The sequence below is a fragment of the Lysinibacillus pakistanensis genome (genome assembly GCF_030123245.1).
GTDB lineage: Bacteria > Bacillota > Bacilli > Bacillales_A > Planococcaceae > Lysinibacillus > Lysinibacillus pakistanensis.
Genome location: NZ_CP126101.1, coordinates 3704324 through 3717220, shown reverse-complemented (window position 1 = coordinate 3717220; position 12897 = coordinate 3704324). Strand labels below are relative to the sequence as shown.

Annotated in this window: 10 protein-coding genes, 2 pseudogenes and 1 other annotated feature; of the genes and pseudogenes, 10 read left to right on the top strand and 2 right to left on the bottom strand. The window is 36.4% G+C overall.

The window, feature by feature from the left end; translation table 11 throughout:
• Window positions 1–29: 29 nt before the first annotated feature.
• From QNH24_RS18550 to QNH24_RS26335, 4 genes and pseudogenes are all read left to right on the top strand, one after another.
• Window positions 30–287: pseudogene (locus QNH24_RS18550) on the top strand (ABC transporter permease); the annotation flags it as partial.
• 526 nt (window positions 288–813) lie between these two features.
• Window positions 814–2172, top strand: a complete 1359-nt coding sequence (locus tag QNH24_RS18545) for a TraB/GumN family protein (protein ID WP_283868994.1) — start codon at window positions 814–816, stop codon at window positions 2170–2172.
• 68 nt (window positions 2173–2240) lie between these two features.
• Entirely contained in the window at window positions 2241–2378 is a 138-nt protein-coding gene (locus QNH24_RS18540) for an FtsK/SpoIIIE domain-containing protein (RefSeq protein ID WP_283868993.1), read from the top strand.
• Between the two features lie 1093 nt (window positions 2379–3471).
• Window positions 3472–3902, top strand: a pseudogene (locus QNH24_RS26335) (transposase); the annotation flags it as partial.
• On the opposite strand, the gene QNH24_RS18530 reads toward QNH24_RS26335, so the two are convergent.
• Window positions 3898–4071, bottom strand: a complete 174-nt coding sequence (locus QNH24_RS18530; protein WP_430675537.1) for a site-specific integrase — start codon at window positions 4069–4071, stop codon at window positions 3898–3900. The pseudogene QNH24_RS26335 and the gene QNH24_RS18530 sit on opposite strands and share 5 nt — an antisense overlap.
• Before the next feature lie 686 nt (window positions 4072–4757).
• On the opposite strand from QNH24_RS18530, the gene QNH24_RS18525 reads away from it, so the two are divergent.
• On the top strand, window positions 4758–5204 hold the full coding sequence (locus QNH24_RS18525; RefSeq protein ID WP_054771341.1) for an SRPBCC family protein: 447 nt from the start codon (window positions 4758–4760) through the stop codon (window positions 5202–5204).
• A 222-nt stretch (window positions 5205–5426) separates the two neighbouring features.
• Window positions 5427–6065: a valyl-tRNA synthetase gene (locus QNH24_RS18520; RefSeq protein WP_283868991.1), complete on the top strand. Its 639-nt coding sequence runs from the start codon at window positions 5427–5429 to the stop codon at window positions 6063–6065.
• On the opposite strand, the gene QNH24_RS26385 is transcribed toward QNH24_RS18520, so the two are convergent.
• Window positions 6048–6242, bottom strand: a complete 195-nt coding sequence (locus tag QNH24_RS26385; protein WP_283868990.1) for a YszA family small membrane protein — start codon at window positions 6240–6242, stop codon at window positions 6048–6050. The genes QNH24_RS18520 and QNH24_RS26385 overlap by 18 nt on opposite strands.
• A gap of 105 nt (window positions 6243–6347) precedes the next feature.
• Window positions 6348–6612 (top strand) — a binding site (T-box leader).
• Window positions 6613–6733: 121 nt separating this feature from the next.
• On the opposite strand from QNH24_RS26385, the gene QNH24_RS18510 reads away from it, so the two are divergent.
• The 4 genes from QNH24_RS18510 (at window position 6734) to QNH24_RS18495 (ending at window position 12768) form a co-directional block, all read left to right on the top strand.
• On the top strand, window positions 6734–9379 hold the full coding sequence (locus QNH24_RS18510) for a valine--tRNA ligase (protein ID WP_283868989.1): 2646 nt from the start codon (window positions 6734–6736) through the stop codon (window positions 9377–9379).
• Between the two features lie 270 nt (window positions 9380–9649).
• A complete protein-coding gene (locus QNH24_RS18505; RefSeq protein WP_283868988.1) occupies window positions 9650–10048 on the top strand; it encodes a hypothetical protein in 399 nt (132 codons plus the stop codon).
• Window positions 10049–10225: 177 nt separating this feature from the next.
• A complete protein-coding gene (locus tag QNH24_RS18500; protein ID WP_283868987.1) occupies window positions 10226–11518 on the top strand; it encodes a bifunctional folylpolyglutamate synthase/dihydrofolate synthase in 1293 nt (430 codons plus the stop codon).
• On the top strand, window positions 11515–12768 hold the full coding sequence (locus QNH24_RS18495; protein ID WP_283868986.1) for a bifunctional folylpolyglutamate synthase/dihydrofolate synthase: 1254 nt from the start codon (window positions 11515–11517) through the stop codon (window positions 12766–12768). The genes QNH24_RS18500 and QNH24_RS18495 overlap by 4 nt, the downstream gene beginning before the upstream one ends.
• The last annotated feature ends 129 nt before the right edge of the window (window positions 12769–12897 follow it).

The window sequence follows — 12897 nt, the reverse complement described above, 5'->3', positions numbered from 1 at the left end:
AGATTAATTTCTGGCATGCTATTTTTATATATCAAATGCTTTTCAAAATTGGTGTTCGATATGAAGTGTTATCAAAATCTATTTATAAAGAAATATTCTTAGTATTCCTATTCCCTGCGATAGTTGGTAATGTACATGTACTGATTGGCATGAACCTTTTTTCAACTATTTTAGCTGAACCTTATTTCCGTATTTGGCTTCCGATTGGTATTTTTATTGTAATTTACTCAATATACTACTATATTACCGTTCAACTATATAAGAGAATAGTTCTTCCGAAATTCTAATGAAAACATAATAAAAACATTTGTCGTTAATGAACTGAAAACATAGGATAAATGAGTTTGATTACGATTTAAACAGAACTAAAAAAAGACCACAACATATCTTTGTAAAGGACTATGTGAGAACGTAGTCTTTTTGTGTTTATTCATCATACGGTCTAAACTTTTTTATTTTGGTTTAGCTTGCAATATAAGAGTAATACACAATAAATAAGGCATGACTCAATCTTATCTTCTATACATCACGCCATTACTTATTTTGTATTTAATATGTTCATTATTAAAAGAGTAGTCGTACAATTTCCCTCCCTTCATATCATCTTATGTGGAAGGAAGTAATGAGGCTATTAACTTGATAAATATCATAATTTGTTGAGTTCAAATATTTCTTGAACTCGTTTAATGGAAGTGTTAGTCTCATATTAAATACAGAATTGTAGATATTTTGTTTTGTAAGCATATGTTGGTTATTACGGTGGGATTTTTAAGCGGTATTGATTCAAAGTATGAGCAAGGGAGAGAAGAGAATATGATGAATAGGTTAATGAAACGTGCGAGTGCTGTGTTGATTGGCGTTTCATTGATGCTGACAATGGTAATGCCAGTGATCCATGCGAAGGAGCAATCACCACCCCTAGCACCATCGATTAGTGATTGGGCTAAAGAAACATTAAACGAAGGTGAAAAGTACGGAATTTATCCAACCCAATGGTATTATGAAGGCTTCCTTCAAGAAATCCCGGTGGAAAAGGTAAATGAACTGCTGGTATTAACGGAAAAGAAAATTGCCTCACTGGGCTTAACAGAGAATAAACAGTATAAGCCTGTAAGTGTAAAGAACGATAATACACGCGGTGATATTGTAAAGCGCTTGTATAATATCATAGCGCGCTATGATTTACCTGTTGGCAAAGATGCTATTAAATTTATGCAAGAGCATAACATATTACAAGGTTCTTCAAACGGACTGCAGTTAGAGAAAAAGGCAACGACGCAACAGGCTGTTATACTAGCAGTTCGATTCATTAAGAATATGTATGCGTTTGCAGGTCAAGGTTCAAAGGGGGTAGCTTGGGTAGTAGAGGATGAGGATACAGTTGTGTATTTACTGGGATCCATTCATCTTGGTACACCTGATTTATATCCGTTAAATAAAAACTTAATGACGGCATTCAATGAAGCGGATGCTCTGGTAGTAGAGGCAAATAATCTGGATACGGAAGGGTCTAAATACTTTACAGAAAAATCAATATATGCAGACAATTTTAAACTGAAAGATACTGTTACACCAGAAACATTTGCAAAGCTTGAGCACGTCGCAAAGCTTTATAGTCTCCCGATGGAACATCTGACATTGCTAAAGCCTTGGTATCTAGCTAATATATTTTCAGTGCAGGCAATGAGTGATTCTTTTGATATGACACCAGAAGACATGGGAATTCATGGTATTGATTTATACTTTATATTGAATGCACGTCTGCAGCAAAAGCCAGTGATTGAATTAGAAGGTATAAAGGCACAAACTGATATGTTTGAAGGGTTATCGCCAGAAGCTCAGGAGCAATACTTAGTCTCTGCCTTGGATAGCATCATCGATCCTTCTAAAAATCAATCCAAAATCCATCAAGAAATGTTAACAAGTTGGAAGTATGGGGACGTTGAAACCCTCGCAAAAAGTTTCCAAGCGACAGTGGAAGAACAGTCAGAGTTTAATAAAATGCTATTAGGTTTACGAGATGAACAAATGGCAAAGAAAATCATGGATTTACTTAAAAAGAAGGAAGGTACGTACTTTGTTGTTGTTGGTTCAGGACACTTAGTAACAGAGAAAACCATTCGCTATCATTTGGAGAAAAATGGGTACGATGTGAAGCCATTTTATCAATAAGTAAATGAGTATCCGAAGAGAAAAAGCTGCCATTTATTTTTCTTAATCATGATAAGTTTGCAGATTGGATGCTAGTAGATGAATATAAGAGTACCGTTTCTTCAATTGTTCAAAGGTTGGGGGTAAAAGCAAGGACAGCAGGTATACATCTAATATTCGCTACCCAAAGACCAGAAAAGGATGCGTTACATGCAGTTAAGAGATAACTTAAGTAATAGACTTATATTAAAAGTGGGAAGTTCAGGTACATCTGAGATTCCGCTAGGAGAAAAAGGTTGAGTACTTATTAGGGAAGGGACATTTTGTTGCAAAACTATCTGGTGAACCAAACTTAATTTATGCTCAAGTTCCGTTTATATCTAGTAGTGAAATTCAGAATGTTAGTCAACTTATAAAGAAATGGTTACTTAAAGAAGATGGTACTTAACACCATCTTCTTTACATGTTGTTGAAATACTATTATGTCAATGAAATCAAGGTGACAAATTAAAAAGTATAGCCCTTTTTCAAAACGAGGGGTTGATCTCCGTTCCGACTGAGTGCTTTCCTGGGGGCGTCCGATGAGCCGCTTCACTCGCGCTCCAGGGTCTCATCTGTGTCGCTGAATCCCCAAGGAGTCACTCAGTCTACACTCCAATCAACCATTCTCATAGTATTTTCATTGGTATTTCACATAAATGTATAGTGATATTGATAAATTGAAGTCTTAGCCATCACTATTTTATGCAAAAATAAAGCTGATAACGTTTTTCTATGCGAAAGCAGTCCAGCAATAAGTAGCTTTATGTTTAGTTATAAAGTAGTTTTATGTACAAAAATGTAGGTTGACAGCTATAGAATTGTACTACTATTCTATCCATTTAATGTTGGTAAGTAATATGCTTTTACCTTACTTTTGAGTTAAGAAAATATTTAAAGTTCTACACTATTGCTGATTGGAGTGTAAGGCTACTCGACTCCCGTGGGATAGCGAGACAGACGAGACCCTGCACGGAGCGTCAGCGCAGGAAGCGGCTCGTCGCTCGCCCACTGGAAAGCGAGTAGCCTGGAATGGAAATCACCTTCATTTGACTTAGTAGTGTTCACAAAGAATCCTTTGACCATTTAGTTTTTCAACACTATGTAAAGAAGATGGTATTTAACACCATCTTCTTTATTTTGGCCATATTTCACCTTCTGGATAGGCTACACTAAGTTAGACAGATTCTATAAGGGCTGTACACTATAATTACTAACCTAAAGGAGCGTGTTTTCATGTCACGTTAACGTCGAACTTTTACAGCCGATTTTAAACTTCAAATGGTGAAGCTATATGAAAATGGTAAATCTCGTGCAGATATTGTGAGAGAGTATGATATTACACCATCTGCACTGGATCGTTGGATTAAAAACCATCAAGAGACTGGTTCATTTAAGGCAGAAGATAACCGTTCATAGGAAGAAAATGAACTAGTAGAGCTACGTAGAAGTACAACGACTGCGAATGGAGAACGATATCTTAAAGCAAGCAGCGCTGATCATGGGACGAAAATAGATGTGATTCGTCACAACGCTCACAAATATTCGGTATCAGCAGATGTTTTTTGTGCGAAAGCGAAGCGACAGCAACAATGTGCGACGTCCTGCAAATTCCAAGAAGTTCATATTACTACCACTTAAAAATACGCAAAGACGATGAACGACAAGCACAAGAAGCTGATTTACAAGAGGCTATTTATGTCATCTTCAAAAAGGACTTCGTAACCACCCAATAAAGGAAGAAAAAGTATGTAAATTAATTTGTTGATAATCAATTTTTTCAACTTCTAAAAACTCAAAATATAGCTTCAGATGATATTCATAAGATTTAATGGTGTTTTCTGCTCTTCCTATATTGAAAAGATATTTTAGATATTTCATGGCTGGAATAACGGGTTCTCCCTCTCGATTTAGTAGCATATATCTTTTGCCCTCGTCTGAGCCAATTTCTATTACCTTCATTTTCTTGCTCCGTTTCATTAAAAACTAAAAGAACTATAAAAATCACATCCATATATATAGTATTTAACCATAAAAAAAGAACAGTAAGCTAACGTAGAAAACGTTAACTACTGCTCGTAATTATAGTCTATATAAAATGGTCGCTATAAGCTTTTCTACGCTTATAGTTTCTATACTTGCATTGTCATTTACTTTTTCACAAAAAAAAGTAAACCGCCTCTGCCTCGCAAGCTGTGAGTAGGTTTACTTCTTCTCATTGCAAATCGCCTTTGAAGCGATTCGTCTTGTTACAGACCATTAGTGCAGCAACACTAAATGGTCTTATTTATTTTATACACATCTTCACTATGAATTATAACACGGCGAAGATTTATACTCAATTAAGAAGAATAGACATTTTTAAATAAGTTGAAGTTTCTGCATTCTTAATTAGATAAAATACAGAATGACTTGAATCATCGAAATGTAATGATGAAGGGATTTACCTAAAAAATTTTTGTTGGGTGAAGGACCTGATTTTGTAAAAATTATATCTTTCAGCATAGTCAATTTTACGCGAAATCGTTTATAATATAGCTATTCATAAAAGAAAGTAGTGAATTGATATGGCAACAGGCACACATATAGTCGAAGTACCCGTAGGAATTGATCACGTATGGGATTTCGTCAGCGATATGGAAAAATGGGCAAAACTTGTCCCAGGTTATAACGCACATGAAATGATTGATGACAAACATTCAACATGGACTTTTAAAGGAAATGTTGGGGTTCTGAAAAAAACAGTTCAAGTTGAAATTACTATTTTAGAATGGGTAGCCCCAAGTAAAGTAACATTTGAATTAAAAGGTCTTTCTGATAATTTTACAGGTAACGGATATTTCCTTGCTGAAAGCATTGATGCAGAAAATACAAAAATGACAGGCTTTTTAGAAGTGGTAGCAGGTGGATTAGCAGGTCCAGTGTTAAATCCAATCTTTAAGCCAATCGTACCAAAAGCAACACAAATGCTAACAGATCGTGTAGCAAATAAAATTAAATTGGTACATGTATAATTTCATTTATTAGTAAAATGGCATACTAGGATTTTTTCCTAGTATGCCATTTTTGGGGAAAAGCAAGAATCATTTTTCTTTCTGTCTCAATTTTTCAATAGCATACCGAACTCTCTTGCTTCATATGATGCAAGGGGAGGGATTATTATCGAACACAAAACTTGGAATATGCGTGAAACTTTCTGTTTTCCTGGATACGGCTGCCCAACAGAAATAGCAGCTGTGCAAATTAAGCCACAGTGGCAGACAATGCAATTAGAAGATTCATTGCGATTAATGGGTATTTATCACATTACAGCACATGTTCGCTTTGATTTCCAAGATATGCAGGCTTTTAATGATAAAGAAGAATTAATAAAAATTGATGCGCTCGATATTCAAGGAGATACTGGTTATTTTGAATATGCAGTCCCATTACATGTTGATTTACCTAAAGATTCAGCTCTTGAGGACTTAATGGTAAAAGATGTACGACCAACACTTACTAACCAAATGTGTCAGCTTGAATGGACTGTTACAAGTATTTTCAATGAGCCAGAACTGGTCTTAGAAAATGCTTCTGCTTTCGACCAACAATCGACTACTGCCAAAGCTGAAAAAGCAATGATTGTAGAAGAAACAGCACCGCTAAAGCAACATGTAGCTGTTTCGGCCCCAATAGAAGAGCAGACTGAAGTGAATGTTGCTTCAGCAAAACTTGATAAACTTGAAGCGAGTGAACAAAAAACTGTATTAAGAGAATCTTTAAGTCATATTGTGGTTCGTGAGTCCAGTTCATGGCAGGAAGTACCTTCGATGATCTGGGATTTAGAAGAAGGCTATACCCCGCTAAAAGTTCGTGTTTCAAATGATATCATTTAAGAGTAAATAGCATAGAAGTATTAGGAGCAATAAAAAGATGAAGTCTCCAGATGTTGGTACAATGATTACTCGTATAAATTGAAATGCACAAATTGGCACAATTATTGTTCTACAATAAAAGCGGAATTGTCTAAGCCAAGGTGGTAAAAAACAGGGATTATATTTACGTCGTCGCATTTAAATATCACTTCCTTTTCTATTTACTTTATTGTGAACACTAAAAATGACTAAATCACTTGAAAGATTGCACGATTTTGCGGTACAATGTGTAAAAATATTGATATAGATGCTATGACAGGGAAGAGTAAATTATTCGTACATTTTCAGAGAAGAAACGGTAGCTGAAAAGTTTCTATTTGTGCCTAATTGAACGTAGCCCTCGAGCAGCTTTAGTGAACTAACAGTAGTTAAAGCCGGTTAAAAACCGTTACCGAATTAAGAGCCAGTAGTAAAAAGGCTTAAGTAGTGCTATTTCTATTCATAACACTTACTTTCCTCTGCTGGAATTAAAGGTGGTACCGCGAACTAAAACTCCTTCGTCCTTTTTGACGTTAGGAGTTTTTTTATTTTCAATTAATCTTCTGATGAATGTCTTTTGAACATGTGTCATGGAATGATTGAAGCTTTTCGATGTTTGCACAAGATAACACACAACAGGAGGAGTCAAAATGACAGAAAACATTTCAATGCCAACTAAATATGACCCACAGTCCATTGAAGCTGGTCGCTATGAATGGTGGTTACAAGGGAAGTTTTTCGAGGCGCAGCCAGAAAGTGGGAAAAAACCCTATTCAATCGTTATTCCACCACCGAACGTAACAGGTAAATTACACCTAGGTCATGCTTGGGATACGACATTACAAGATATTTTAACGCGTATGAAACGTATGCAAGGATACGATGCGCTTTGGTTACCTGGTATGGACCATGCAGGGATCGCAACACAAGCAAAAGTTGAAGCAAAACTACGAGAGGATAATATTACACGTTATGATTTAGGACGTGAAAAATTCCTCGAAAAGACTTGGGAGTGGAAAGAAGAATACGCTAATCATATTCGTGATCAATGGGCAAAGCTTGGTCTTGGATTAGACTACACGCGTGAGCGCTTCACTCTTGATAAGGGTCTTTCAGATGCTGTTAAAACGGTTTTTGTTGATTTATATGAAAAGGGCTTAATCTATCGTGGTGAACGTATTATTAACTGGGACCCTGCAGCGAAAACAGCTTTATCTGATATTGAAGTTATCTATCAAGATGTTCAAGGTGCGTTCTACCATATGAAATATCCATTAGCAGATGGCTCAGGGCATGTAGAAGTTGCCACAACACGTCCTGAAACGATGCTAGGTGACTCAGGGGTAGCTGTTCATCCAAATGATGAGCGTTATAAGCATCTAATCGGTAAAACCGTTATTTTACCAATCGTTGGTCGTGAAATCCCTATTGTAGCCGATGATTACGTAGATATGGAATTTGGTACCGGGGTTGTAAAAATGACACCAGCCCATGATCCGAACGACTTTGAGGTTGGAAATCGACACAATTTAGAGCGCATTCTTGTAATGAATGAAGATGGCACAATGAATGAGCTTGCTGGTAAATATAACGGTATGGATCGTTTTGAATGCCGTAAGCAAATTGTCGCTGATTTACAAGAAGCAGGTGTGTTAATTCGAATCGAAGAGCATATGCATTCAGTGGGACATTCTGAACGTTCTGGTGCCGTTGTAGAGCCGTACCTATCAGCGCAATGGTTCGTTAAAATGCAAACACTTGCTGATGCTTCACTAGAGCTTCAAAAGGATGAAGAAGGTAAAGTAAACTTTGTACCAGCTCGTTTTGAAAACACATACTCTCGCTGGATGGAAAATATTCGTGATTGGTGTATCTCTCGTCAATTATGGTGGGGCCATCAAATTCCAGCTTGGTATCATAATGAAACAGGTGAAATATACGTAGGTAAAGAAGCACCAGCAGATGCAGAAAATTGGACTCAAGATGAAGATGTTTTAGATACATGGTTTTCTTCTGCACTTTGGCCATTCTCAACAATGGGCTGGCCAGACGAGACAAATGAAGAATATCAACGTTACTATCCAACAAGTACATTAGTAACCGGCTATGATATTATTTTCTTCTGGGTATCTCGCATGATTTTCCAAGGTCTTGAGTTTACAGATCAGCGTCCATTCAAAGATGTGTTAATTCATGGCTTAGTACGTGATGGTGAAGGACGTAAAATGAGTAAATCGCTTGGCAATGGTGTTGATCCAATGGACGTTATTGAGAAATACGGTGCTGATTCTTTACGTTACTTCTTAGCAACTGGATCATCTCCTGGTCAGGACTTACGCTATACTACAGAAAAGGTTGAAGCGGTTTGGAACTTTGCGAATAAAATTTGGAATGCCTCTCGTTTTGCGCTTATGAATATGGATGGTATGACATATGAAGAAATCGACTTAACTGGTGAGAAGTCAGTTGCCGATAAATGGATTCTAACTCGCTTAAATGAAACAATTGAGCGTGTAACATCCTTGGCAGAACGCTACGAATTTGGTGAAGTAGGTCGTGAGCTTTATAATTTCATTTGGGATGATTTCTGTTCATGGTATATTGAAATGGCTAAATTACCTTTATATGGTAATGATGAAACAGCTAAGAAAACAACTCGTTCTATTTTAGCTTACGTATTAGATCAAACAATGCGTTTATTACACCCATTCATGCCATTCATTACAGAAGAAATTTGGCAACACCTACCACATGAAGGTGAATCTATTACTGTGGCAGCGTGGCCAACTGTACGTACGGATCTTCAATTTGCTGAAGAAGCAGATAACATGAAGCTCCTAATGGATATTATACGTTCAGTCCGTAATATTCGTGCGGAAGTTAATACACCAATGAGCAAAAAAGTACCTTTATTTATCTCAGCAAAAGATGCAGCAACTGTAGCTGTCCTTGATGCAAATAAAGCGTATTTAGAAAAATTCTGTAATCCAGAATCATTAACGATTGGTGAAGGCTTAGAGGCTCCAGGTCAATCAATGACAGCTGTGGTAACTGGTGCAGAGCTATTCCTACCACTTGTTGGGCTTATTAATATAGAAGAAGAGGTTGCTCGCCTTGAAAAAGAATTAGAAAAATGGGCAAAAGAAGTGAAGCTTGTATCTGGAAAATTATCGAATGAGAAGTTCGTGTCAAAAGCTCCTGAAGCATTAGTGAATGCAGAACGTGAAAAATTAGCTGACTATGAGAGTAAACATGCGGCTGTATTAAAACGTTTAGAAGAGTTGAAAAATATGTAAGAAAGAAACAGTGGATGGCAATAAAGTCATCCACTGTTTTTCTTTTTGTGGAGCTAAAGATATGTATTGTATTAGGGAAAAATATATAGTAATATTTTAAATAATTAGTATAATAGGTGAAATATTCATCATTTTATTATGGGTATAAAAAACTATTAAAATGTAGTGTGAAAAAATTGGGTCGTGCACTTTAAATGCAAAAGTTATTTATTATATGACTGTTCATTGGAATGGTCTTTTTTAGGGTGGTAAATTGAATGGAGGCAAAGTATGGCAGGAAATATTACTACAATTATTACAAAAATCAATAAGGCTTGTGATGATTTAGATTTTGTTAGCGCAAGAGTATTGATTGAGACAAATCTTCTGAAATTATCAGAGGCAAAACAGTATCGTTTATTAAATTCAAATGGTCGCGTACTTATAAAGCATGTACTAGCTGATAGTAAGAAAGAGACATCAGAAAATAAAATAACAAGAAACGACTTATTAACTATAAAAAAAATTAATGAGTATTGCTCGGATTTTGATATTTCTATGCTAAAAAGAACTTTAAAAAGCTCCTTTGATTTAGTGCAAAGAGATGATATCCTACCATTGTTAAACAATGATGCTAAAATTATATTAGATAATATGGGAGCACTACTTGATGTACACCAGCATCAATAACTCGATACGAAATTGCTTAAAAACACACAGAACCTCACTTATTCAAGTGCCTTTCTGTGTGTTTTTAATGTTGGTAAAAGAGTGGTTAGCTGGGAGGAGTATTTTTTATGAAATGTATGCGCATTAGGCAGGACTTGTACTAAAATAGAGATATTGTAGTAAGAGGGAGTGTTTCTTTTGTTTAAAACAATGAAAGAGTGTACAGATTTTATTTTTACATTAAAAGCAGTTGACCATAAACGTGCTCCGCTTGTCCTGATGCGAGAGGTGCTTACGCTTTTAAATAATCCACAGGACAAATTTCGTGCTATTCATTTAGCAGGCTCAAATGGGAAGGGCTCCACTGTAAATGCGTTAAGAGAAATTTTGCAACTTGCTGGCTACAAGGTGGGTGCCTTTACCTCTCCACATTTAGAGCGAGTGAATGAACGCATGACGATTAATGGCATTCCGATTGCGGATAAGGATTTTTTACTTTATATGAATAGAGTAGCCGAGCAGATTCATTTACATTATAAAGGTGAGTTTCCAAGCTTTTTTGAAGTTGTCACATTAATAATGTTCCAATATTTTGCAGATCAAGCTGTAGACATTGTACTTGTTGAAACAGGACTTGGAGGACGCTTAGATGCTACAAATGTCATTACACCTGAGCTTTCAATTATTACTACCATTTCATTAGAGCACACTGCTTTTTTAGGCGATACTTTAGCGAAAGTAGCGTTTGAAAAGGCAGGGATCATTAAAGAGGGTATACCGGTTATAGTGGGCGTTAAAAATGAAGAGGCTCTTACAGTTATTCAGCAAGTTGCAGAAGAACGGCATGCACCATGCTTTGTGTTAGGGAAGGATTTTAATGTTGCAAATAAAATACAAGACACTAATTTGCAGTATTTTCACTACAAAAAAGCTAATATTGAGATGACAGATGTTCCGTTAAAGATGGCAGGATCTCATCAGGTCAATAATGCGAGCCTCGCCATCACTGCTATCTTAACATTAAGAGAGAAGCAAGCATTTAACATTTCTGACGAGTCAATACGTCAGGCATTGGCAAATGCTCAGTGGGCAGGTCGTTTTGAGCAATTGCAAAGCAATATTGTATTAGATGGTGCCCATAATTCTGAAGGTACAGCTGCGCTTATTCAAACCCTTAAAGAGGTTTACCCAAATCAAAACTATCGCTTTATTTATGCCGCCTTATCAGATAAAGATCATGCGAACAGTATTGCCCTGATGGATCAAATAGCTGCATCAATATTCTTTACACAAATAGATTTACCCAATGCCATGCCTGCTGAAAAATTAGCTAGGCTCTCTATGAATAGGGTGAAGGAGTTTCATAATGATTGGAAGGAAATGGTCAGAAAAGTATTACATCAAAGAGATGAGAAAGACATTGTAATTATTACAGGTTCACTGTATTTTATTGCTGAAGTACGACAATGGCTTCAGGAGGGAGAACGATGATTCCTAATTTGAATCGTTATAAAGAAAAATGGAACGTTAAGAGTGATGATATTATTAAACCTGGTCTTGCTGCGATTGAGGAAGCATTAGTGCGAGTTGGTAATCCAGAAAACGGATTGCAAGTTGTCCATTTAGCAGGGACGAATGGTAAAGGCTCAACGCTTACATTTCTCGAGTCGTTAGCGAAGGAGCATGGCCTACGTGTAGGTAAATTTATGTCCCCCTGCATTGTCGATGTACATGACCAAATTCAAGTGGAGGGTCAAGCAATTACTGGGGCAGTGATGGACCAACTATTCCAACAAATGCAGGCAGCTGGACTTAGTGAAAAATTAACGGATTTTGAGCTCTTAACGGTTGCGGCATTTTTACATTTTGCTGCTAGTGATGTCGATATCGCTCTCATTGAAGCAGGAATGGGAGGCTTACTTGATAGCACAAATGTAGTGACACCAATTGTATCGATTATTCCAAGTATTGCTTTAGAACATACAAAATTTTTAGGCACTACCATTGAAAGAATCACCCATCATAAAGCTGGCATAATAAAACCATATAAACCTGTCATTATCGGTGATTTACCACAGGAGGCAAAGGATATTATCTATAAGGAGGCACGAGAAAAACAGTCAACTGTCCTTGAACTTAACCAGCAATTTTCTGTTGGACAAGAGAAGGATGGAGAGACATATGAATATGATAAACAGAGCTTCCATCTATCAAAGCTAACTAGGTCAATGAAGGGAGCACATCAGGCAAATAATATGGCTTTAGCTATAACAGCCTTTCTTGAAGTGGCAACTGCACTAAATATAAAGGTAATTAAAAGTGCACTTGAAAAAGGAGTGAAAGAGGCAACCATTTTAGGGCGCTTTGAAGAAATTTTGCCTCATGTAATTTTAGATGGTGCCCATAATCCAGCAAGTGTTGAAAAATTAATTGAAACGATAAAAAGTGAATTTCCTGATGAACAAATTGCTTTGGTAATTGGCATACTTGCAGATAAGGATGTTCCACAAATATTGCAGCTTTTTGAGCAGATAAGTGATCATTTTTATTTTGTTGATTTTAATAATCCTCGTGCAATGGGTGCTCAGAAGATGCTAGAACTATCTGGCGCACCCTATAAAGAAGTTTTAGTGGACTATGCCTCATTTTTACAACATCAGTCTGAAAGAAAGCTAAAAACGATTGTAACAGGATCTTTATATTTATTAACAGAAGTACGGAATAGATTAAAAAGTATTTAGTAGTTTCAGTACTCATTTTTTATGGGTACTGATTTTACTTTGTGGTTTAGAAGATGATGAAATAACCTAGTCGATTTTATTTTCTTTTAATCTCTCTAATATTAATTTTCAATTTCACGTCAGAAAAGC

What these genes read in the sequence shown, in the direction of transcription:
- QNH24_RS26385 (WP_283868990.1), bottom strand. Translation starts at nt 6,242, where the DNA reads ATGCGACGACGTAAATATAATCCCTGTTTTTTACCACCTTGGCTTAGA.
- QNH24_RS18495 (WP_283868986.1), top strand. Translation starts at nt 11,515, where the DNA reads ATGATTCCTAATTTGAATCGTTATAAAGAAAAATGGAACGTTAAGAGT.
- QNH24_RS18505 (WP_283868988.1), top strand. Translation starts at nt 9,650, where the DNA reads ATGGCAGGAAATATTACTACAATTATTACAAAAATCAATAAGGCTTGT.
- QNH24_RS18525 (WP_054771341.1), top strand. Translation starts at nt 4,758, where the DNA reads ATGGCAACAGGCACACATATAGTCGAAGTACCCGTAGGAATTGATCAC.
- QNH24_RS18540 (WP_283868993.1), top strand. Translation starts at nt 2,241, where the DNA reads ATGCTAGTAGATGAATATAAGAGTACCGTTTCTTCAATTGTTCAAAGG.
- QNH24_RS18530 (WP_430675537.1), bottom strand. Translation starts at nt 4,071, where the DNA reads ATGAAATATCTAAAATATCTTTTCAATATAGGAAGAGCAGAAAACACC.
- QNH24_RS18510 (WP_283868989.1), top strand. Translation starts at nt 6,734, where the DNA reads ATGACAGAAAACATTTCAATGCCAACTAAATATGACCCACAGTCCATT.
- QNH24_RS18545 (WP_283868994.1), top strand. Translation starts at nt 814, where the DNA reads ATGATGAATAGGTTAATGAAACGTGCGAGTGCTGTGTTGATTGGCGTT.